This is a genomic window from Leptolyngbya sp. 7M (assembly GCF_018128485.1).
Genome location: NZ_CP070897.1, coordinates 4,163,795 through 4,184,019, shown reverse-complemented (window position 1 = coordinate 4,184,019; position 20,225 = coordinate 4,163,795). Strand labels below are relative to the sequence as shown.

Genomic DNA, 20,225 nt, shown 5'->3' with positions numbered 1-20,225 from the left:
GTCGCTCTCTAACCCACCATTCTGGAGGAATCAGCAAAAGGATTTTCGGCGCAATTGGGCGTAGCGGGGCTAAATTAAAGAATGGAGAGGTAACAAACAAAACGCCGTCATGGACCAAGAACCGATTATTTTGCTGTCAAGCCGAGAAATTGAAAAAATGCGTCAAGCTGGGCGCATGGCTGCTGAACTGCTGGACTATCTGGAGCCGATGGTCAAGCCGGGAGTCAGCACGCTGGAACTCAACGATGCGGCAGAGGGATGGACACAGGCCCGTGGAGCCAAGAGTGCCCCCTTGGGCTATCCCAGCGGCAGCGATAATCCGTTCCCTAAGTCAATCTGTACTAGCGTTAATGAGGTAGTCTGTCACGGCATTCCCAACGCCAAGCAAATTCTGAAAGACGGCGACATTATTAATATCGATGTCACTCCCTTAGTAGATGGCTACCACGGTGACACCTCTCGCACGTTTTTTGTGGGTGAGCCATCGCCGCTGGCCCGCAGGCTGGTAGAAGTAACCGAAGACTGTAACCAATCCGAGCCGCCACTGCTGAGCAGCACCAGTTGCTCTGCTGCGATCCGTTTCAGCAACCCATCCACAGAAGCCTGCTGATTGTGCCATCGCCAAGTTGGAACCATTACCTGATGGGTGTGCATGGCAAAAGCCAGCGCGGTTGAACTGCAATAGCGTCCTAAGATCCGTAACACGGCGCACATTTCGGTATAGCTGGCTCCACCTCCGCCCAGTTCAGTCGGAACCCCTGCGGCAATCAATCCAGCAGTTTTCAATCTGGCAATGTTATCAGCAACAAATACGTCAGTCTCATCGGCTTCTATCTCTCTGGCGGCAAATTGTTCTCCTAAAGATGCTGTCAGAGATAACCAATTCATGTCATTCTGCGGCATCATTTCCATAGACTGTAGCTCCGTCATCGTTATGTCTCCTCGCAAGTTCGCAATGTGTCTAGAGTATCTCTGCAAATGACTCAAAACGTTTATCAGCAATTGCAGAATGTTTAATCAAACGTTGTGATTAACTAAATGTGTTGTGGTTGTAAGACTGCTCTAAATGAAGGGCGATAAGCAACCAGTGGGGAACACAATTCCCCACCAGCCACCAATTAGAGGCTAGCCTCCTACAAAAAAGTTTTTGTTCGTCATTGCTAAGCCAGTCGATACTTTGGCAATCTGAACCTGAGCCACTCCGCCAATGCCATCAGCGTCGAAGAATACCGCTCCGGTGGATTTGTTGTAGATAAAGCGATCGCTCCCATCCTGAGCACTTGACCCAATCCGGAATTGATCGGTTGTGATGAATCCTGCCGCTAATCCACCCCCAAAGCCGCTCCGAGTGATATAGAAACCGTCATCTACAACTTTGAAATCCTTGATTGTGTCAATCCCCTCCCACGGCGTGAAGAAGCCGAAGGCATCTTTCCCTGATCCACCTGTTATGATGTCATTTCCTGCCAGACCTACTAAATGATCATTGCCGCCACCGCCGGAAATGGAGTTGCTAGCAGCGTTACCGTAGATTTCATTACCTAAGTTGTTACCTGTACCGTTAATAGCAGCCGTGCCATCCAGGGATAAGACCTCAACCTCTGCGGTCAAGGTATAGCTAACGGTGGAGCGCACACCATCTTTTCCCCCAGCAGCAGCCTCAAAAACGGCGGTAGTGGCATTCCCGACATAGTAAATGTCATTGCCGCTCCCTCCAAATAATTGATTGGTGCCTGAACCCCCATCCAGATGATCGTCTCCATTTCCACCATCGAGAACGTCACTGTCATCGCCACCCCGGAGAACGTCATTGCCATCGCCACCATTAATGTAATCGTTGCCTAATCCACCGTAGATGACATCGTTACCACCGCCACCGCCTTCATAACTGTCGCCATAAAGGGTATCGTTACCGTAACCACCATAAATCTCGTCATTGCCAGCTTCCCCCTTGTGGGTATCGCCATAAACAATGTCATTGTCACTGACACCTGCTACAGGGGTTTCTGGTCCGGCGATAATAACGTCATTTCCTGCCCCAGCCTCAATGCTATCATCTCCTGTTAATGCCTCAATCCAATCGTCATTGGAGCTGGTGTAGATTCCGTCTGCACCAGGTGTAGCATATGGATAGTAAACGTAAGCCATGTTGATTTCTCCAAAAAATTAGTGTGTTGTGTTGAGGATTAAGTAGGTGAGCATAATTAAACATAAAACCCAAAATTCTGCGCCGCCCGCGCCGCCCGCGGCGCAGGATTTTGAATCTGGTTTTTAATTATGCCGAGGTACTGAATTCCTCTTGATTAACTTCTGAGTTGGCTTTGGCCAAACACTTAAGAACAGTGAGTTGAAGTGATTTCGTTGCAGCAGAAACTTGCATACCTTACTGTTTCAGTGGGATGACTCATTCCGGGCTGTCGTCTGAAATCAAATCTTGAGCATTAAAGCTGTGCTTGTAATGCGATTGTGTTCAAAGTTGTTTCAGTTACATTCATCAACCTATAAAAAAGAAGTTGTTGAATGCGCTGTTGAACTTTGATATTTAGACCTTAATTCTTTGCCGATTCAAAGCTCTTCACCCGATCGGATGAGGGATATAAAGGGTATGAACAGTCATCTATGTATCTTTTGCCAATCAGTCACTTCGATATCGAACAATGAATGAATCGTCAATAGATAGAAGTTCATAGGTTACGTGACCTGAATGGTATAGAAAGATTGCTAAAAGTAAAGAAATTCGGCGAAATCTGATAGATTTGTAGTCAAATTAATCGGTGCTGGATGTATTAAGCCAATGGACGTAGAGATACGGGGTGGGTACGCTGTTTTTGGCCTACTTTCAAACGATGAAAACCAGAGACCGACAACCCATTGACCTGAGTGATATTCCGGTCGAGCAGTGGTTTAGCGTTGACGTGTACATTCCTACCTACAACGAAGATGTGGAGATTGTTCGCAAAACCGCATTAGCCGCCCTCGCCCTCGATTACCCAACTGAGAAAAAGCGCGTTTATATTCTCGATGACGGACGAGCTGAAAAATATCGGGAACGGCGTGCCCAACTGCGGGATATGTGCGACGAGCTAGGCTGTATCCTGCTGACGCGAGATAACAACGATCACGCTAAAGCGGGTAACATCAACACGGCTCTGCACAAAACCACCGGCGATCTAGTGCTGATCCTGGACTGCGACCATATCCCGATGCGGCGGTTCCTCCAGGAGACGGTTGGCTTCTTCTACAACGAAAAAGTGGCGCTAGTGCAAACGCCCCACTGGTTCTATAATCCCGACCCGTTTGAGCGCAATTTACGCACCGGAGGCCATGTGCCTGTCGGCAATGAGCTATTTTACAAAGTACTGCAAAAAGGCAATGATTACTGGAATGCCGCCTTTTTCTGCGGTTCTGCGGCAGTCATCCGGCGGGACTATGTGCTGAGCATCGGCGGCATTGCTACCGAAACTGTAACTGAGGATTGCCATACTTCGCTGCGGCTGCATGCCCTAGGCTACAAAAGCGTCTACTACGACAAAATCATGGTGGCTGGGTTAGCGCCCGAAACGTTCTCGTCCTATGTAGGGCAACAGGTGCGGTGGGCACGCGGCATGGCTCAAATTCTGCGGCTGGAGAATCCGTTGTTTAACCGGAAATTGCAGCTGCGCTTTCCCCAGCGGCTCTGCTACTTCAGCGCTACGTCCCATTTCTTTTTTGGCTTTCCGCGACTGATGTTTGCCATCGCACCCGCCTGTTTTTTGCTGTTTGGCATCAACCCGGTGAAGGGATTAGGGGTTGAAACCTTGGCCTATGCTTTGCCCCATATTATTCTGTCGATGCAGACGAATTACATTCCCTACAAACATGTGCGGTTCTCGTTTTGGAATGAAATCTACGAGTTCGCCATGTCGTTTCAGGCTGGGATTGTGACCATTCTGGCGCTGATTAATCCTAAGCTGGGTTCGTTCAACGTGACGAGCAAGGGAGAAGTGGTCACCGAGCGGCGATTTGATTTGGATTCGATTCGCTATTTGGTGCTTTTGGGCGTGATTACCTCGGTCTCGCTGCTGACGGTGCCGTTTTGGCTGGTGATCAGTCCGTTAGAAACCCAGGCGGTGATCATCAATGCGCTCTGGTGCTGTTTCAACATTTTGCTGGTGATGGCTGCCTGTCTGGTGGCGCTCGAACAGCCACAATTGCGCCGTGCCCATCGGTTACCACGCCAGCTAAGAGCCGTGATCCACAGCGACGGTAAATTTTGGATTGGCAAAACGGTGAACGTGAGCGAAACGGGAGCTTTGATCTTGCTCGATCTGTGGCCCAACATTCCCGATGAAGTGCGGCTGGAATTGATTGGCGACGCCGGAGCTAGCGTGTTGCTTGATGCTCGGATTGTGCGAGGAATTGCTACCAGCAAACTCCAAGTACTGCTGGCCGTTGACTTTATTGAACCAACGCGCACCCAACGCGATGATTTAACGCTTGTGATCTACTCAGATGTCAACGAGTGGTATGCTCAGCACCGGCGCGAAACCGATCATCCGCTGGCCTCACTGCGATTTATTGCTACTAGCCTGAATCGAGCCTTCCAAGAGTTTCGACCTGAAGTAGGAGTGCGAGTACGTAAACAGGTACGAGCTACAGCCGAGCTGTTTTGGGAAGGCTGGGAAGGGGTGTCTTATAGCGGCAAAGTAACCGAGATGAGCCATCGCGATATCCGCATTGAACTGACGGGCGAAAGGGTAGCGGAACTCGAGGAATTGCAGTATACCCAACCCCTGATTGCCCTACTGCTAAGCCAATCCACAACTCAGCCCAATCCACAAACCTATCCCCAGAGCTTACTGGCTCAGGTGCAGTCGGTGGAGGTGTTGCCTACCTATTCCCGCATCGATTTGACGCCAGCAGCCAGAAGCCCGCAGATGCAGCACATCATTATGGAATTAACGTTTCCTGAAACGCTTGATCGGCAGCAAAAAATTAAGATCAAGCGACTTCTACGCATGCTTTCGTAGCAGCAGGCTCCTCAATCAAGCATCTGTCAGATATCCGGCAGCCATCTGTCGGATGCTTGTTTGGTCTACAGACTGGCTATGCAAGCAAAGAACCATACGCCCTTGTCAAATGAGATCAGCGGGACACCGTTACCGAACATCGGCGTCGGAAGCCTCCAGCTTGCCTTTCCGCCATACTGGTTACGGTTTCGGAAGGGACGTGCCGCACCGGTTTTATTGTTAAAGAACGAGTTCGCAGCAAATGCGGAATTTCTGTTATATGCGAACAATGCCCCTCGGAAATCCTTGGTGCCGCGCGGCGTAACTAGGCGAATCTGTGCACCGCCGTATCCTTGGTCCGCTTCCTGGTTGGTCAGCGAAATGGTGAACTCGGCGGTATCGTCAACCGACGGACGGCCCGGAGCGAAGTCCGTTGCGTTCGTTCGGATGAACGTGTCCTGAATGTTTATACCGTCACGGGTAATGTTCGTGAACGTGGTACGCATTCCGTTGATGGTCGTGTTCTGCGCACTGTTTGCAGAAACACCCGCCTGAAGACCGGCAAGCGTAAGCGGGCTTCGGGTGATCAGCGGAAGCGATAGGATCTGCTGCGGGCTGACGGTTCCGCTGACCTGGGCAGATGTGGCGGTTACGACGTCTGCACCGGCGGTAACGACAACCTCAGCTGTTACCTCACCTATATCTAGCTTGAGGTTTAGAGTAGCATCGCGGCCGACGTCGATCTTCTGATCGCTGGCTACGAGCGTTTTAAAGCCGGTCGCAGTTACTCTAATGGTGTATGTCCCGAACTCCAGTTGGGGGAAACTGTACTGTCCCTGTGAGTTCGTGGTCGTAGTGGTCTCCCTGCGCGTGTTATTGTCGATCGCGACAACGGTTGCCCCTGGCAACACGCCGTCGGGCCCGGAGACGGTGCCGGAGAGACCTCCGGTCGTACCCTGGGCTAACAAGATCGAGGAACTTGTCAATACGAGCAAGAAGGCAAATAAAAACCTTTGCATTGTACTCCTCCTGTGGACTTAATATATCTGTATGTATGTTCTCTCAGTGAAACGATCTAATAGGGAATGGACGTTCAGAGTGAACAGTTATACTTCCTACAAGATGCGTGCCATTCAAACTCGGTAATGTAAACTATTGATTTTATTAGGATAAATACCAGCAAAACCTGACCACTAATTTACAATGTCGGATAATCTACAAAATTCTGAAAAAAATTTAACGTTAAACATTCCGAACCTTTGTCAGCGATCCCATACATCACGCAAAAGTGCGCAGCTGTTCAAAATCGAACGGCTGCGCACTTTTTATGGCGTCGAACCTAACAATACCGTTGTTATCGGTCTGCCCCTGCGGGCATAGACCTGCCTTCGTTATAAGCATCTCGCAATGCTTTAACTCTGTCATGAGCGTTCAAGACGGCCGAGTACTGATCTTGGACCATTGTCTGGATATACGCCGGAAGGGAGCTTTCGAGAGCTTCCTTATAAGCATTCTTTGCAGAATCTTCGCCGCGTTCGCATTCATTGAGTATCGTGGCCTCATCCTTCCCCGTAACGGCAGTTTTAACGTTCATCCAGCCGCGATGCAGCGAACCCACAATGGAACCGGAGTTTTCCGGATCCCCCCCAAGCGTCCTTACAGCGTCCTGAAGCTCACCGGCGAACTTAGACCTTTGCTGGGAAAATTCAAAGAAAAGTGATTTAAGGTCAGACCGCTCAAGGCCCTCTGCAGCCTGTTTGAAGCCTTCTTGACCGTCCTTACAGGTCTCGATCAATGCGTTGAGTGTGTTTATTGTGTCTTCGTTATTCTGCCCTGCCGGCTCGTTTGTCCTTCTGCCATCGACAGGCGGTGTTGGTTGATTGAATTCGTTTATCATTGCGCTCTCCTCCTTGTATTGTTGCTCAAGTCGTTTTGACTTGGTGTAAATGATGTAACAATCACCGTGCCACGAGCCTAAACTACAGCAATTACGGCCCTTGCCTTCAGTGCTCCGAACTATATCCGAACACAAGTCGCGATCGTGCGTATCGTTCAGATACTATTTTGGCTGAAATTATTTGAGGTCATTTCCAAAAAAGAAACATCTAAGTTTCGGCCCTTCACTCGTCCGGCGTGTGGGTTTTCAATTGCTTGTGCGATAATTTGGGAAAGATGCCCGCTAAACGCGAAGATTTTGTTGAAATCCTGCCGCAATTGGCCGTATCTAGCTGTTGAAGTTACACCGAATAAGTTAAGTGAGGCGCGGAGATACCCCCGTTTTCCCGCAGTATTCGTGTGTTAGAACTGATGAGAATAGAGAAGCCCACAAAACATAGGTTTCTTGACCAGACTGCCGAGGAGAGCGGCGTCGCTATCACAATTCTTGATAAGAATCAAATTCCGGGCGAGTTAACAGTTGCTCTAACTCGGTTTCGATCCGCAGTAGTGCCCGCTCACTCGCTACAATCTGCTGAGCTAGTTCCCGACTAAATTCCCCAATTCCTAAGCCACAACTTTGATCGATAATTTTTTGCCATTTCGGTTTTGCGTGTCCAGCGATCGCTTGCCACATGCCCGCAGGCGAGGCTAGCCATTCTCGCCTTGCTGCATGTTGGGCAAGTTCCGGACACTCCCAGCTCAACTGCTGTCGTAAGCGGTTGATGATGGGCGTCATGGCTGAATTGTGGAATTGAATTTGCAGGTAGTAGTCTCGGAGTCGTCGCGCGATTTCATCACGCGGATCGAGAAACATTCCTGGCATATTCCAGCGCTCGACTCCATAGCAGGCCAGTGCAACCGCGTCGGTTTTATCCGTCTTATCGGGCAGCTTCCAGCTTTCGCGGTAGCCCGCCACTTCCCGATGTCCTACCCAACGCACTTCCCGACCGGAACGCTCGATTTGCTCAGCCCATAGCTTACTGTAGTGCCCTCCCGTTGGCTCCATTACCGCAGCATCGAATGGCATTGCTAAAAATTCGTCAATCGCTTCGCCTAAGTTCTGTTTTGGTTTAGGAAATTTGTGAACCTTGCAGCTTCTAATAAACTGCTTCATTTGGCGATCGGGGGATCGATCTAAAATGCACACGGTAACACTACCGCGTGAGACATCTACGCCAGCAATAGCTTTATTCATGCGATACCCTTTCTATGTCATTAATCTCTAAAGCGACCGCCTAAAACGGTCGCCATTTGTGATTCAAACTAATCGGGGCTTGCAAGCATGAACCGCTAAAATAAGAAGCCCCCTTCACCTGAGCCATTAATCATCTCAAGCGAGGTCGCCATTAAGCAGTTAAGCTCATGCTTGCAATTGCGGTAGCTTTGGACGCTGCCCGCGATGGCTCAGCGAGTGAGCCATTTCGTCTCTGGCGTCAGTTCAGAGACTCGTCAGGCGGGAATTTTTCACCTCGAAGCTGAGCTTCAATCATCAGAGTCATGCGGCTGGCCAGTTCGGCTTGCTGCTCAGGCGGGCAAAGCTGAATCAGTTCAGTGATGATGCTGGCTAGGACTTCCCCTAATGCCTCACCGCTACTACTCTCAACGTCAATCGTTAGGTGAACTTTGATCGGTTGGGTCATCAGAATTGGTCTCCAGGTCCAGGTTTATTCGGATCCTCTTGATTGACCAACGGGAATCGGCTCGGCTCATTCGTGAGGTCGCTCATCACCTCCCGAAACAGCTCATCGGCCTCCTGGCTCTCCGAGCGAGCTGGCTCTGGTGCGAGTGCAATGCACCGATGGCTATTGATCAGCCGATCCAGTACGTCTTGCTTGCGCTCGAATGCATCGAAGATCAGCCGGTACAGAATATCAGCCGCCTCTTTAATGGCCGTTTGTTTCCAGTCATCCATCGATCGGCCGCCCTCCATCGGTGCAATGTGAGATCGACTTCCCAACGTAGCGCACTACAAAGTAGCTATTTCGGTGCATTCGTTGGAGTTGGCGCACGATTGATTTCGCTTCCAGATGGCCGGTTGCTCTGGCGGCTTCCTTGCCATCCCGGTAGATGATCCAGGGCTGAATTTTCATAGACTTTCCTTTTGTGAATGGGTAGGAAAGGCGATCGGGATCCAGGCCGATCGCCCTCAATTTGCTCCAGGAGACTCCCAGCACTGCTCTAATGACTGGGAGTCTAGCAAGATTGTATACCTAATGTGCTGATTAGGGCTATATTAGAGCAACAATCATTTGTTTTATTAGGGATACAATTTAGGAGGACGACATGACTAGCGAGAATGCCAAAAGCCAAGCACGGGGAACACGGGGATCTGAAGAGCGAGTTGCTGAGAGCGAGAATATCGCTCCAAGCCAAGAGTGGACTGGAGGAAATAGCAGCGGAATTTCAAGTGTCCGTCTCGGAGCTGCTAGAGCAGGTGGGGAGAAGAAAAATTTTGTTGGTGCCTCGCTCGGAGGGAAAATTATTGCCCAGTTGATTCGAGAGGCTGAGGATCAACTGGGCACCGCTCGTGAGTGTATTGATTGGTATCAAAGGGAGGAGCAAAAAGCCCTTACCAAGCTGGAACAATTGCGACAACTGCAAGAAGAACAGCAAGCTGAAGAGTTGTAATTTCTAACAAAAACTCAAATCGCCTCTATCCCGTCTGTAGTCAGAGATAGAGGCGATTTTGCTAGCAAAACATAGACCTGTTTGTCTAATAGAAATGATTGCCCCTTGAGTTTCTGAATAGACCCCATCAAATACTTGGCTTATATCAGGCAAGTTGACAACAATCCCTTCGATTTCCCCATCGTCCCACAAAGACTGAATCGCTTGAGTCGAAGCTACGACGTTTCCGAACTCGTCGTAAAATGCTAAGGCTGGTTCACCATAGGCATTGTCAAGACCCTTTCCAAGAAACGTAATCGTGGCAGGTTGATTTAATGCATCGAGTAGATCTGGGGAAGCAGTAAACCCGGTAAAACGACCCGGACACACTAAGTTCACAACGTCGTTAAGATTAACGTTTCGGTCTGAGGTAGCAAACGTCAGGCAAAGGCTCCCCCGCCTGGGATATTCGGGCCAAGTGTAAGTCTCCAGGTAGCTGGCACCCTAGCTCCAGAGGCTATTAATTGTCCTACGCCACTGTGGCTCAGATTAAATGTCTCCAAAGTGCCAGTGGTCGTGCCGTTCGGTTGGAGAAACTGTCCATTAACCTGTGCTGCTGTCGGGAAGAATATATTACCCGTCTGGCTTTGTGCATACGTTTGCATACGGAAACCTGCATTTGGGTTCGGCGTTCCGCCGCCGCCGCCACCGCCACCGCAGGCCGTAATCAATCCCAAGGAGGCAAATAAAAGAATTTTCGAAGTTAAGTGTTTCATTGTCATTTTCCTCCTTATTGATCGATCCCCATTGTGTTTAGCGTAATTGTTGAAAGTTGCAAAGCATCGGAAATGGGTGTTGTAGAAGCTGCTCTGCTTAATGCTTCCCGAATCTCACGACTACGATTCGGAGCAGGGTTGCTAGTCCCATTACGACCCGGACTATGATTGTGGGTTTCAGTCCATCTGCTGATCCTCTCAGAGTATGTTTGCTGATACTCAGGATTTGCGAGTTTTTGTTGAATTAGTAGGCCTAGAACAAAAACGGATTCCGCTGGTGACATGGTCGTATCAAGATTTGTGCTGATAGAGATGGGTTGCCTAGGTTGGTTCTTCTGATTGATTATCTGAGGAAATTGAGAAAGCAGGCTCAAGCGAAGTTTCCTGACTTCGTAAATATCAGTTCTTACATACGCAGGCAGGTTGAATTTACGCACGAGTCCGTTTAATGTACGCACAACCTTCGCCTCAGGAATGCCGCTTGAGTTACCTAGTTGGAAATTATTTTCTGCACGTCCTACTCGATCTCTGATCGAAGAGGCTGTGAATCCGCGAAGTTCGCTATCAAATCCAGCGACTTTTATGATCTCGCCGATAAGCTCCTTGCTGTCCTCGACACTACCACTTCTAGAAGCCAAGGCCAGTGCATTTACCTCGACAAAAGGATGCGTAGACTCTGGATTTGTATTAGCACTTACAGAACCATTTTTCATCATCCAAAATCCCCCCAATGCAATGGCTACAAAAAGGCTTAGACCGAAGAACATTAAAAATGTCTTTTTCATTCTTTTCTATTGGGTTAAGAAAGTAATGCAAATAATCAAGGTCAGGCGTTAATTATTTCTACTTTCTTTGCCAGTAATTGAGCCTTTGCCAAGTTTTACGCTAAGATGGTTTTGCTTTTGTTAACGCATCTGTTGTCCTTAACACGGCAGAGGCAGTTAAAAACAAGCAAGCCCTGAGGGTTATTCGCGTAACCTTCAGGGCATTTCTTGTTTGTGACTTAATTTGAGTTGAAAAATTCCGGCGGCACGCCCTGTTCGAACGCCAATGGGAGACGCAAGTTGAACCAATAGTTTCGGGAGCACGGGAATTCATTCAAAACAAAAAAAACGAAAAACTGTTTGCAATACATTACGCCCCCCCAATTTTGTCAAGCTTTTTCTGAAAAGCAGTTACATAGAGTTAGAAGTAAGGTCTGGTAGAGAAATAACTTGCTGTAAAATGCTGATGCGGTTTATCTTATTGATATGAGATTCGTGTCCACCGTTGCTCTCGCGGTTATAATTCTGTCAATGCAAACATTTGCGCAAACGCCTGCGGAGCTGGCCGAGCTCTGGGAAAAGGAGCATGTTTCGAAGATATTTCCGTCGAATATGCGGCATCGGAACTTGCTGCCGATGCTCGAGGATCTGAAGAAGCTTGGGGTAAAGGTCGAGCAGGTTGGAGCGAGTTATGCCGGACGTTCTATCCATCAGATCGAATGGGGCAAAGGGCCGCTGAAGGTATTTATGTGGTCGCAGATGCACGGCGACGAACCTACCGCGACGCCCGCATTGATCGATATGTTCACGATACTGCAAAACAATCGTGATAAAGAATGGGTAAAACAGATCGAAGAAAAGATGACGATCCGCGCGGTGCCGATGGCTGAGGCTGAAGTTGTGCTGGCAATCCACGGTAGTGGTTTAACCAATATCGTGTTTTGTCAACCAGGAACCAAGGTCGTTGAACTGTTCTCGCCGTACTATGTGTATCCCTGCTATTGGCTGCTGAGTAATCTAATGCAGCTGGAGTACTATTACCTGCTGGGCAGTACACCATTGGGCGTGTTCTGGCATCAGTTGCTGTATCCCAATCCCCGCACAGAAGATGTTTGGATTGACCCGATGCAGCTAGAAACCTTGCTGCAGCTAGCAATGTAGCGGTGGACCCTTGGACTCCCAAGCCAGGGTGGGAAATTCGAGGTCAGCTAAAATTTGCAAAAAATCTTTTTCCTGCTAGTACATTTGAACTATTTGTGATAGGATTTAGGACATTGAGCAGTACAGAAGTACTAAATATAGTGTACTGAGTACTAGCGGACCGAGTGCCTTAGTAGAAGGCTAGGTGAGGCCCAGTCACCGCAAGTTAACCATTGATTTGGGTTTGTCTAGTCCCAGGTTTTGCAGTCCCCCCTTCACAGGAATAGTTATGAGACAGTCGCACGCAGAAATCAAAGCGATCGAGGCTGAGCTACGCTCCATTCGAGCTGATCAAGATTCGTCTCGATCCGTAACTTTGCTACAGCCTGATCAATCTTCTGAGACGGCAGCACTGAGTGCTCCCATTGCACCCACGATTGCACCCACGATTGTGCGCCCAACTCCTCAACCGAGTGCAGGCAAACCCCAGAAGCCTACTCAGAAATCAACTCAGAGACGTTCAGTGGAATGCTTTCCGTTGCCTAATCAGAATGGGGTAGTGAATCCAGCATTGTCCTCTCAGCTATTACATACAGTCGAGCAGTTGCAGCAACAGTCAATGGGAACGGTACGACGATTTAAGCAGGTACAGGCCCAATACTCACAAGCCGCTTCCCAGTCCCAAAAGCATGCTATGCGCCATTTATTAGCGGAAAAGGCGAAGCAAATTAATCATCTCGCTTCGCAGCAAGAGATGGTGATTCTGGAATTGATTCAAATTTCTGAGCAGTTGGAACAGAACGAGTCAACCAATCAGGCCAAACGCAGAGCTAAGAATGAGCTAATTTTTGAATGTTTTGAAACCGAAGTTCCTTATGTCGAAGTGAACGATGATGGAACGTTGATTTTAACCTCTCGCGCCATTGATCCGGTCACTTCAGACGAGCGACCTGATGCCGATGCTCAATTCCTGGCCCAATCCCTGCGCCAACGCCGTCATAAATCCAGTGCGCCGATTTTTACCCTTGCTCAAAGACTGGTTAAAAGTCTAGTCAAAAGTCTGTGGTGGTTAGTCACAACGCCGCTCCGTATCATCAGCAGCGTGGCTAGTTTGGTGACGGCACCCATTGGTCAAATTTTTCTGGGCCACTCCGCCTCAACGGCCCGTCCCAGATACCGAGGTTCAGGACGACGAGCGACGGCTACCGAAACGCCGTTTACGCTGCGAGAAGCGGCCAGCCTAGTGGTGGGATCAGCATTGCTGCGGGTATTTCTGGACTGGATTGTAGCCACCTATCCCGTCCTCTGGGTTCCGAGTCTGCTGGTGATGGTGACACCAGCCTTGTTAGCTGCCTACCGTTCTACAGTCATGCCTCAGAGCGGATTTGCCTGGGGCTATCGGTTGTTCGCAATCATGATTGGTCTATTACTTGGAGGAAGACTATGACCCCTTTGCTACTTGGTGCCGCATGGCTGCTGTTTGTGGTTTCCTGCTTTGCCTCGATGGCACCCACCGCAGATCCAAAACCACCAACCAAATCATTGACTAGGCCATCAACTAAATCATTTTCAGGAGCATTGGCAAAACCGTTAGAAAAAGCATCCGCGAAAGCATTCGTGAAATCCAAGGTTGGAGGTAAGGATGAAGAAACGACCTGAACCCCATCAGCAGCTCGGCATGAGGCTGTTTCTCATGGGTGGAGCACTGGCTGTGATTGCTGGTCTAACGATGGATGTGCGGGAAAGTATTTCGTTTGAACGCGCCAACCGTCGTCCAGAAAACTGTGCCGGAACCGTGAATGCCGATGCAACCATCTCTAGAGAGCAATTGGCGTCCTTTTTGACCATACCGGAACGAGGCACCAAAACAGCGGTCCTCGATATTCTGCAAATGCCCTACTGCCAGCTTCCCAACCTAGAGATCCGAGCTGGCGTGCCAGCCGAACGATCCGTCTACCGCTTGGCCTTTGATCCGCAAACTTGGCTGGTGGTTTTGTTTGAAGGTGAAGAATACGCTGGTTATCAGTTTCGAGTCATTCTGCGGATTCTTCGGTACAAATTTGGCAATCTCGCAGCAGTTCCCCGTCAATCCCCACTTCGCCAAACTCGTTTACTAAAACTGCAATGCGCCTGCCACCGTTTTGTTGCAGTAAATGGCGGACCAGGGTGGTTTTGCCAGCACCCAAGAAGCCCGTGACTACTGTAACAGGAATTTTATGCATGAAACTCCACATCCATTGCTGTAGATCGCGAGCAAGCTAGACTTCAGTCGCCGCCTACCCTGAGCTTGAAATCAACTTCAGGGTTCGATCAGCTAGCGTGAACCCGCTTATTCTCCTCAATACCGTACCATGAGACCGATGCTGCCCCTAGGCTAGCGGGAAATCTTTACTGAGCTGTCTGGAGCTGCTTCACAGATTTGAATGCTACCCAGGAACGCTAACCCGATGAGCCAACACTCGTGCTTCGTCCGAAGTTTCACCGATGATCTTTACAGAAACGTTACAATGATTGAACAAGTGTGATTGGTTTAGAGATTAAGATCTAGACAAGTTCCTGCATTCAGTTCGTCACTAAGCTTTGTTTTCAACCGAGTCAACTCCTAATGGAGTCGACATGATCGCTTCATACTCTCTGCATTTGTATTTCTGTTCGTATTCCTGTGTGTTCTCTGAAATTGTGTTCCTTGAGATTAGCAAGGTAGATCTGCTGAAACCTTGCTTTTGCTCGACTTGGAAGGCTCTTAGCTCATGTTCCAGCCGTGTCTGCGTGCTTGGGCTAAGTGCCTAATACTTGCAATTTGAGAGTTGAGTCAACTGTCAGATATTGCGAGATGGAATCATTCATGTCTAAAACCCTCGGATCAACTCCAATGATGGGCGCTCGGATTCTGCTAGTTGAAGACAACGAGGCAAGCCGCCAATTGATGGGCGACTATCTGGAGTATTACGGATATAAGGTGATGGGGCTGGCGAAGGGCGCTCAGTTTGGCGCTGCAATGGCCCAATTTCGTCCTCATCTCGTGTTACTTGACCTCAAACTACCCGATGTGGACGGCTATTCGCTATTACAGCAGCGACAATGGCACGCAGACTGGTTGAAGATACCAGTGATTGTAATTTCTGCGTTTGCTTTTCAGGCTGATCAGCAACGGGCACTCAAGCTGGGTGCTTCCCAGTATTTAGTCAAACCAGTTAGTTTAACCCAACTCAAACAGTCCATTTTGCAGGAGCTGAATTATCAACTAGTTTAGAAGCTGAGACTCAGCGAGAAGATTGTCGCTTTTGTTGAGCAATGAAGTTCTCAATTAGCTGACTAAGGGTTTGTACAGTTTTCCCAGTTTCAGCAATTTGAGTTTCTAGCTGCCCGACAAGCAAGGAGGCTGTGTGCAGTTGGTTGAGCGTTTGCTCGATGGTTGATCGAGTTTGAGCCTCAAACTCCTCAAGATCCATATTGTTGAATTTTGCGTATGTTTCTATACATCCTCTGGCACGATATCACCAACTCCAGCAGGCACGAACCATAAGACCTGCGGCTTAGAAGAGAACATCCATTTATATCTCATTCTAGTATATCCGAAATAATACGGTATACAACCAGTAGAGTTGTACCTTTCGCAACCAAAAATGAGCCTCGACTCACTAGAATCTCTGGTTCAAGGTTGACACTTATATCATCCATTATTGATAATTGGAGTTTGTGTGAACTTTAGCACCTGAGAAAACCTTGGCTAACGTCGTTGTCATCGGTGCCCAGTGGGGCGATGAAGGAAAAGGGAAAATTACCGATCTGCTGAGCAAGTCAGCCGATGTCGTGGTTCGCTACCAAGGTGGGGTGAACGCAGGACATACGGTTGTTGTCCAGGGTCAGACTTTTAAGCTGCACTTGATTCCCTCTGGGATTTTGTATCCCAGTACCGAGTGCATCATCGGTTCCGGTACGGTGATTGATCCCAAGGTTTTGATTGAAGAGCTGGATCAGCTCAAGGCGCTAGATGTTTCTGCCGAAAATTTACTGATTTCGGGTACGGCCCATGTCACCATGCCCTATCACCGGCTGATTGACCAAGCCTCTGAAGAGCGACGCGGCACCCACAAGATCGGCACCACCAAGCGTGGCATTGGCCCTACCTATGCCGATAAATCTGAGCGAATTGGCATTCGGATTAACGATTTGATGGATCCAGACGGGGTGCGGAAGCAGTTGCGCTGGACGGTTGAGTACAAGAACGTCATTCTGGAGAAACTCTATGAGTTGCCTCCCCTCGACCCAGATGCGGTGATTGAGGAGTACCTCACCTACGCAGAACGGCTGCGCCCCCATGTGGTGCTGGGCCAACGATCTAGCCAAGCACCTGCCGCCCTTTGCCTATTTTCCGTTTGGTGGCGGCTCCAGAGTTTGTATCGGCAAAGCCTTCGCCATGATGGAAGCGGTTCTGGTGTTGGCAACGCTGATGCAGCAATTCCATCTAGAACTCCTACCCGATCAGGAGATTGTGCCGTGGGCGGCCTTCACACTGCGGCCTAAACAGGAGATCAAAGTACGGCTCCAGCGCCGATTCGCGTAAGGGCGAAGCATTTGTGTCAAAAGCTCTGTAACTACGTCTGGGATTGATTTCGTGAAGGCTTCGCCCCTACTCTCCAATAAACGGCGTGCCCCAAAACTGCCAGTTTTCTTTATTAAACGGCGATCGCCACTTGTGAATCAGGGCCGATTCCAGCTTTTGGCGCGGACGAGTTTGCACTGGAGCTTGAGACCAAAAGGCAATCCCCAACATGGATTGAAGTTGATACTGATAGTGGGACTGTCGATAGTTGAGCAAATAGCGCTTGCAGTCGTGCTCTCCTTTCCAGCGCTGGTTCGACTTCACCGTTTCGCCCACATACAGCAAAATCGGCCATTCGTAATCGATCACAAAATAGAGAGCTGCCACACCCGCGTCCTCGGCCTTCCAGCGCCAAAACTCGGTATTTTGCTGCGGTAAGCCAAATGGATCGAGGCTATCTGGATCGGTCACATCAGGCTCAGGATTGGAGGTCAGTTGATCAGACCAGTCAAACAAACTGCCCTGCTGCATCGGCAACTGCTGTTTTACCTGCTGCTGATACTCGAAAATTCGCTGCTTCCAAGCCGATAGAGCCGACCGGCTGATTTCCAACTCAGTTTTAGGAGTGACGGTATAGCAACCGCTCAACTCCGCAGCAGAGAATAGGGAAGGCTGGTGCTCTGTCAACCGTCGAACTCCTTACGCAGATTCATCTAGCCAGTTTGGCACAGGTTGCTGGACTTGAAGCAGGAAGCTGCCGCCTAATTGACAACCGACTTGAACAAACAATGCCAATCACCGATTGCACATTGGCCTTCACCGGCCGTCACAAACAGGGTGAGATTGCGGGCAGCTGAATCGTCTAACGCCGCCAGACAGAGAGCTGCCACATCAATAGCGCTAACTTGGCCCTGAAGCGGTTGACGAGCAACTTGCAGGGATTGGCCTCCGGGAATCTCCTCAACCTGGCTGGGGCAAATCATCGTATAGGGAATGCCGCTGTGTTGGAGCAGTCGCTCGGTTTCCTCCGTTGCGCCCACTAGCACCATCCGGGATGGGCGATGGCGATAGACAGCAACGGATTGAATTTGAAGTTGAAAGAAACCTGGCTCAAAGTGTGGGTTTAGGGCACCGTCATACTCAAATTTGCTCAGCATCAGTTGCCAAGCATAAACGTGGCTGGGATCCACGGAGCTATTGGCGACTGTGCGGGCGCGAAACACCGGCACCAGGGCCGAAAACGGAATCCGTACCGTGAGCCATTCATCGGCTACGGTATCGAAGGAATAGCAGTAGGCCACCCCATCCCAGCGGGTTTCGCTGCGAAGCATGAATTTATAGCGCTTACCATCGCCTTTGATGCGCAGTTCCACGCCTTCGTAGGCAGAGAGGTCCAGCGGCGGCTCCAGATTGCGAGTCCGCACCGAGGCAAAGCCACCCGAATTAGCCGTAGACACAACCCCAGAAAAATAGGCCACTCCATCGCCCAAGCGAATACTGCTCTGACTCACGCCCCCCATCACCACATCATCCAGTGCCCCCCAAATCTCTTGCAGATCGGTCGAAGGCTGAGCAAAATCGAAAATCGGCTGCCGCACCACCCAGTTTTCTACCTGACGAATCAAAGCCGCATCACGGCTCTGGGATGCCTCAGTACAGCAGATCACGGCATCGCAGATCACAGCATCTCCATTTGGCCCATCAGTTAGCTCGGACAACTCATCAACCTCGATTGATCTAAACCGATGGTTTTGAGCAGTCAACTGCTGTACCACCTGCTGTCCGACCGCACTTGTCGTTCCGATCACCAGAATCTGCCGAGTTGACTGGGGCTCGGTATCGACTGCACCAGACGACTGAACTGGCACCAATCGACGACTATCCACCTTCGGATCTGGACGGCTGCCAAACCACTGCTGAAACCAATCCAAATTACTCAAAAACGGAACCGCTCCAAAATAGGACAGCGTTTTAACAAATCGCCCCACCTCCCACCGATTGGCGGCAGACAAGCCGGGTGAACCAGAATTTTGCGACATAACCTCCCCTCCTGAAGCAGCAAAGAGCGCTACTTCATTACGATGGCTGCCTGACCAACCCTCGGATGTTCAAGCGTTAGACCCGGAGCGTCAGCCCCACAGCTCCAACATTCAACCGCTCATCTCAAAGCTTCAACTTCAAACCACCAATATTCAAGCTCAAACTGCCAATGTTCAAGCTCAACCCTCAACGATTCAACCGCACTGCTTCAACCGCCAATCGCCAATCTTAACGGTTCAAGCTCAACCTTCCTGGATGCGATCTTCCCACCTCCAGGTGCCAGGGTTCAAACCTGCACAGATTCTTTTGGTGGATGACAATGCTGATATGCGGGATTTCCTGCGGCAACTGTTAAGTCAACGATGGCAGGTAGCGATGGCTACAAATGGTGCAATGGCGCTTGACTTCCTGCAACACCAATTGCCCGATTTGATTGTGAGCGATGTGATGATGCCAGAAATGGACGGGATCCAGTTGCTGCAAGCATTGCGCAGTCATCCTCAAACCCAGAGCATTCCCGTGATTCTGCTGTCGGCGCGGGCAGGCGAAGCGGCAACGATTGAAGGACTGGCCACAGGAGCAGATGATTACCTGATTAAACCCTTTTCTGCTCGCGAATTGATGGCGCGGGTTGAAACCCAATTACAAATGGCACGACTGCGGCAAGAGCAAGTAACAAACCGTTTTAAGGATGAGTTTCTGCTAACGGTGACCCATGAACTACAAGCTCCGCTGACAGCAATTCTCGGTTGGGCAAGGTTATTGCAAACCCAATCCTTTGACTCAACCACAACGGCACGAGCACTTGCCACCATCGAGCGCAATGCCACGATTGAAGCAAAACTGATTAAAGAGTTGCTGGATATTTCCAACCTGCTCTCAGGCAAGGTGCAATTAAAGTCTCAGCTCGTCGATTTGGTCGGGCTAGTAAAAGCTGTTGTGACCTCGTTCCGTGCGGCGGCTGAGGTAAAAAACCTTCAGCTCATCGACACCCTACCGAATGTTGCCCAGCAGAATGTTGTTGTAGATGGCGATCGCCTCAAACAAATCATTGCCCATCTGCTAGAAAATGCCATCAAATTTACGCCTAAAGGAGGAAACGTCGCGATTCACCTGGAACGTCTTGATTCTGTGATTGAAATTCAAGTCAGTGATACAGGAATTGGTATCCGTCCCGAATTTCTGCCCCATGTCTTCGATCGTTTCAGTCAAGCAGAGGTGCCCAGCCGCCATTCGCCAGGAGGGGTCGGCATCGGATTGGCAATTGCTCGCCTCCTAGTAGAGTTACACCACGGTACGATCGAGGTAGCCAGTGAAGGAGAAGGGCGAGGGGCAACGTTTATGATCAGGCTACCAATCCGAGACGCAGAAGCGGGGGAGAGCGAACTGGGAGAAGCAGCAGAAGCAGATGAGGCTTGATCTGGCT

General features: G+C 49.7%; 23 protein-coding genes and 3 pseudogenes. 9 read left to right on the top strand and 17 right to left on the bottom strand.

Annotated elements, in window-relative coordinates:
• Nucleotides 1–109: 109 nt before the first annotated feature.
• Complete coding sequence (locus JVX88_RS21380) at nt 110–610, top strand: M24 family metallopeptidase (protein WP_317134402.1); 501 nt, start codon at nt 110–112, stop codon at nt 608–610.
• 17 nt (nt 611–627) lie between these two features.
• On the opposite strand, the pseudogene JVX88_RS43175 reads toward JVX88_RS21380, so the two are convergent.
• Together JVX88_RS43175 and JVX88_RS42120 are read right to left on the bottom strand one after the other, a co-directional pair.
• Nucleotides 628–888: pseudogene (locus JVX88_RS43175) on the bottom strand (acyl-CoA dehydrogenase family protein); the annotation flags it as partial.
• Between the two features lie 237 nt (nt 889–1,125).
• The gene (locus JVX88_RS42120) at nt 1,126–2,148 is read right to left on the bottom strand and encodes a calcium-binding protein (RefSeq protein ID WP_211620129.1); all 1,023 of its coding nucleotides are present in this window, start codon (nt 2,146–2,148) and stop codon (nt 1,126–1,128) included.
• 698 nt (nt 2,149–2,846) lie between these two features.
• Here JVX88_RS42120 and JVX88_RS21365 point away from each other — a divergent pair.
• Nucleotides 2,847–5,009, top strand: a complete 2,163-nt coding sequence (locus JVX88_RS21365) for a glycosyltransferase family 2 protein (protein WP_211620128.1) — start codon at nt 2,847–2,849, stop codon at nt 5,007–5,009.
• 65 nt (nt 5,010–5,074) lie between these two features.
• Here JVX88_RS21365 and JVX88_RS21360 read toward each other — a convergent pair whose 3' ends face one another.
• From JVX88_RS21360 to JVX88_RS21335, 6 genes are all read right to left on the bottom strand, one after another.
• Nucleotides 5,075–6,007, bottom strand: a complete 933-nt coding sequence (locus JVX88_RS21360; RefSeq protein ID WP_211620127.1) for a carboxypeptidase-like regulatory domain-containing protein — start codon at nt 6,005–6,007, stop codon at nt 5,075–5,077.
• 335 nt (nt 6,008–6,342) lie between these two features.
• Entirely contained in the window at nt 6,343–6,885 is a 543-nt protein-coding gene (locus tag JVX88_RS21355) for a ferritin-like domain-containing protein (protein ID WP_211620126.1), read from the bottom strand.
• Nucleotides 6,886–7,362: 477 nt separating this feature from the next.
• Nucleotides 7,363–8,121, bottom strand: a complete 759-nt coding sequence (locus tag JVX88_RS21350; protein WP_211620125.1) for an IS110 family transposase — start codon at nt 8,119–8,121, stop codon at nt 7,363–7,365.
• Nucleotides 8,122–8,359: 238 nt separating this feature from the next.
• Nucleotides 8,360–8,566: a hypothetical protein gene (locus JVX88_RS21345; RefSeq protein ID WP_211620124.1), complete on the bottom strand. Its 207-nt coding sequence runs from the start codon at nt 8,564–8,566 to the stop codon at nt 8,360–8,362.
• On the bottom strand, nt 8,566–8,838 hold the full coding sequence (locus JVX88_RS21340; RefSeq protein WP_211620123.1) for a hypothetical protein: 273 nt from the start codon (nt 8,836–8,838) through the stop codon (nt 8,566–8,568). The genes JVX88_RS21345 and JVX88_RS21340 overlap by 1 nt, the downstream gene beginning before the upstream one ends.
• On the bottom strand, nt 8,831–9,016 hold the full coding sequence (locus tag JVX88_RS21335; protein ID WP_211620122.1) for a hypothetical protein: 186 nt from the start codon (nt 9,014–9,016) through the stop codon (nt 8,831–8,833). Before JVX88_RS21335 ends, JVX88_RS21340 begins: the two co-directional genes overlap by 8 nt.
• Before the next feature lie 193 nt (nt 9,017–9,209).
• Here JVX88_RS21335 and JVX88_RS21330 point away from each other — a divergent pair, with 193 nt between their 5' ends.
• Nucleotides 9,210–9,554 (top strand): hypothetical protein, encoded by a 345-nt coding sequence (locus JVX88_RS21330; protein ID WP_211620121.1) that lies wholly within the window; start codon nt 9,210–9,212, stop codon nt 9,552–9,554.
• Nucleotides 9,555–9,557: 3 nt separating this feature from the next.
• Here the strand turns inward: JVX88_RS21330 and JVX88_RS21325 are convergent, their stop codons facing one another.
• From JVX88_RS21325 to JVX88_RS21315, 3 genes are read right to left on the bottom strand one after another with little or no spacing between them, the layout of a single operon-like run.
• Nucleotides 9,558–9,932 carry a hypothetical protein gene (locus JVX88_RS21325; RefSeq protein ID WP_211620120.1) on the bottom strand — a complete coding sequence of 125 codons (375 nt, stop codon included), beginning with the start codon at nt 9,930–9,932 and terminating at the stop codon, nt 9,558–9,560.
• 41 nt (nt 9,933–9,973) lie between these two features.
• A complete protein-coding gene (locus JVX88_RS21320; protein WP_211620119.1) occupies nt 9,974–10,309 on the bottom strand; it encodes a hypothetical protein in 336 nt (111 codons plus the stop codon).
• A 14-nt stretch (nt 10,310–10,323) separates the two neighbouring features.
• Entirely contained in the window at nt 10,324–11,094 is a 771-nt protein-coding gene (locus JVX88_RS21315; RefSeq protein ID WP_211620118.1) for a hypothetical protein, read from the bottom strand.
• A gap of 510 nt (nt 11,095–11,604) precedes the next feature.
• On the opposite strand from JVX88_RS21315, the gene JVX88_RS21310 reads away from it, so the two are divergent.
• Nucleotides 11,605–12,234 (top strand): glycosyltransferase family 61 protein, encoded by a 630-nt coding sequence (locus JVX88_RS21310; RefSeq protein WP_211620117.1) that lies wholly within the window; start codon nt 11,605–11,607, stop codon nt 12,232–12,234.
• A 268-nt stretch (nt 12,235–12,502) separates the two neighbouring features.
• On the top strand, nt 12,503–13,660 hold the full coding sequence (locus tag JVX88_RS21305; protein WP_211620116.1) for a hypothetical protein: 1,158 nt from the start codon (nt 12,503–12,505) through the stop codon (nt 13,658–13,660).
• On the opposite strand, the gene JVX88_RS21300 is transcribed toward JVX88_RS21305, so the two are convergent.
• The 3 genes and pseudogenes from JVX88_RS21300 to JVX88_RS21290 all read right to left on the bottom strand — a co-directional run.
• The gene (locus tag JVX88_RS21300; protein WP_211620115.1) at nt 13,626–13,841 is read right to left on the bottom strand and encodes a hypothetical protein; all 216 of its coding nucleotides are present in this window, start codon (nt 13,839–13,841) and stop codon (nt 13,626–13,628) included. The genes JVX88_RS21305 and JVX88_RS21300 overlap by 35 nt on opposite strands.
• A gap of 95 nt (nt 13,842–13,936) precedes the next feature.
• Nucleotides 13,937–14,104, bottom strand: coding sequence for a hypothetical protein (locus JVX88_RS21295; RefSeq protein ID WP_211620114.1), 168 nt, complete (start codon nt 14,102–14,104; stop codon nt 13,937–13,939).
• Nucleotides 14,105–14,252: 148 nt separating this feature from the next.
• Nucleotides 14,253–14,435: pseudogene (locus tag JVX88_RS21290) on the bottom strand (GTP-binding protein); the annotation flags it as partial.
• A gap of 623 nt (nt 14,436–15,058) precedes the next feature.
• Here JVX88_RS21290 and JVX88_RS21285 point away from each other — a divergent pair.
• Nucleotides 15,059–15,466 carry a response regulator gene (locus JVX88_RS21285; RefSeq protein ID WP_211620113.1) on the top strand — a complete coding sequence of 136 codons (408 nt, stop codon included), beginning with the start codon at nt 15,059–15,061 and terminating at the stop codon, nt 15,464–15,466.
• A gap of 10 nt (nt 15,467–15,476) precedes the next feature.
• Here JVX88_RS21285 and JVX88_RS21280 read toward each other — a convergent pair whose 3' ends face one another.
• Nucleotides 15,477–15,665, bottom strand: coding sequence for a hypothetical protein (locus tag JVX88_RS21280; protein ID WP_211620112.1), 189 nt, complete (start codon nt 15,663–15,665; stop codon nt 15,477–15,479).
• Nucleotides 15,666–15,939: 274 nt separating this feature from the next.
• Between JVX88_RS21280 and JVX88_RS21275 the strand changes: the two are divergent.
• Nucleotides 15,940–16,530 (top strand): annotated as a pseudogene (locus JVX88_RS21275) (adenylosuccinate synthetase); the annotation flags it as partial.
• A gap of 4 nt (nt 16,531–16,534) precedes the next feature.
• Entirely contained in the window at nt 16,535–16,780 is a 246-nt protein-coding gene (locus tag JVX88_RS44270) for a cytochrome P450 (RefSeq protein WP_211620111.1), read from the top strand.
• A gap of 66 nt (nt 16,781–16,846) precedes the next feature.
• On the opposite strand, the gene JVX88_RS21265 is transcribed toward JVX88_RS44270, so the two are convergent.
• A complete protein-coding gene (locus JVX88_RS21265; protein ID WP_211620110.1) occupies nt 16,847–17,446 on the bottom strand; it encodes a GIY-YIG nuclease family protein in 600 nt (199 codons plus the stop codon).
• 74 nt (nt 17,447–17,520) lie between these two features.
• Nucleotides 17,521–18,798: a CIA30 family protein gene (locus JVX88_RS21260; protein WP_211620109.1), complete on the bottom strand. Its 1,278-nt coding sequence runs from the start codon at nt 18,796–18,798 to the stop codon at nt 17,521–17,523.
• Here JVX88_RS21260 and JVX88_RS21255 point away from each other — a divergent pair.
• A complete protein-coding gene (locus JVX88_RS21255) occupies nt 18,758–20,218 on the top strand; it encodes a hybrid sensor histidine kinase/response regulator (protein WP_211620108.1) in 1,461 nt (486 codons plus the stop codon). The genes JVX88_RS21260 and JVX88_RS21255 overlap by 41 nt on opposite strands.
• Nucleotides 20,219–20,225: the final 7 nt, after the last annotated feature.

Excerpts from the sequence above, each read along its gene's own strand:
- JVX88_RS21340 (WP_211620123.1), bottom strand. The coding sequence starts at position 8,838 with ATGGATGACTGGAAACAAACGGCCATTAAAGAGGCGGCTGATATTCTG.
- JVX88_RS21350 (WP_211620125.1), bottom strand. The coding sequence starts at position 8,121 with ATGAATAAAGCTATTGCTGGCGTAGATGTCTCACGCGGTAGTGTTACC.
- JVX88_RS21260 (WP_211620109.1), bottom strand. The coding sequence starts at position 18,798 with ATGTCGCAAAATTCTGGTTCACCCGGCTTGTCTGCCGCCAATCGGTGG.
- JVX88_RS21355 (WP_211620126.1), bottom strand. The coding sequence starts at position 6,885 with ATGATAAACGAATTCAATCAACCAACACCGCCTGTCGATGGCAGAAGG.
- JVX88_RS21310 (WP_211620117.1), top strand. The coding sequence starts at position 11,605 with ATGCAAACATTTGCGCAAACGCCTGCGGAGCTGGCCGAGCTCTGGGAA.
- JVX88_RS42120 (WP_211620129.1), bottom strand. The coding sequence starts at position 2,148 with ATGGCTTACGTTTACTATCCATATGCTACACCTGGTGCAGACGGAATC.
- JVX88_RS21315 (WP_211620118.1), bottom strand. The coding sequence starts at position 11,094 with ATGAAAAAGACATTTTTAATGTTCTTCGGTCTAAGCCTTTTTGTAGCC.
- JVX88_RS21335 (WP_211620122.1), bottom strand. The coding sequence starts at position 9,016 with ATGAAAATTCAGCCCTGGATCATCTACCGGGATGGCAAGGAAGCCGCC.
- JVX88_RS21345 (WP_211620124.1), bottom strand. The coding sequence starts at position 8,566 with ATGACCCAACCGATCAAAGTTCACCTAACGATTGACGTTGAGAGTAGT.
- JVX88_RS21320 (WP_211620119.1), bottom strand. The coding sequence starts at position 10,309 with ATGAAACACTTAACTTCGAAAATTCTTTTATTTGCCTCCTTGGGATTG.
- JVX88_RS21280 (WP_211620112.1), bottom strand. The coding sequence starts at position 15,665 with ATGGATCTTGAGGAGTTTGAGGCTCAAACTCGATCAACCATCGAGCAA.
- JVX88_RS21380 (WP_317134402.1), top strand. The coding sequence starts at position 110 with ATGGACCAAGAACCGATTATTTTGCTGTCAAGCCGAGAAATTGAAAAA.
- JVX88_RS44270 (WP_211620111.1), top strand. The coding sequence starts at position 16,535 with ATGTGGTGCTGGGCCAACGATCTAGCCAAGCACCTGCCGCCCTTTGCC.
- JVX88_RS21305 (WP_211620116.1), top strand. The coding sequence starts at position 12,503 with ATGAGACAGTCGCACGCAGAAATCAAAGCGATCGAGGCTGAGCTACGC.
- JVX88_RS21365 (WP_211620128.1), top strand. The coding sequence starts at position 2,847 with ATGAAAACCAGAGACCGACAACCCATTGACCTGAGTGATATTCCGGTC.
- JVX88_RS21330 (WP_211620121.1), top strand. The coding sequence starts at position 9,210 with ATGACTAGCGAGAATGCCAAAAGCCAAGCACGGGGAACACGGGGATCT.
- JVX88_RS21285 (WP_211620113.1), top strand. The coding sequence starts at position 15,059 with ATGTCTAAAACCCTCGGATCAACTCCAATGATGGGCGCTCGGATTCTG.
- JVX88_RS21360 (WP_211620127.1), bottom strand. The coding sequence starts at position 6,007 with ATGCAAAGGTTTTTATTTGCCTTCTTGCTCGTATTGACAAGTTCCTCG.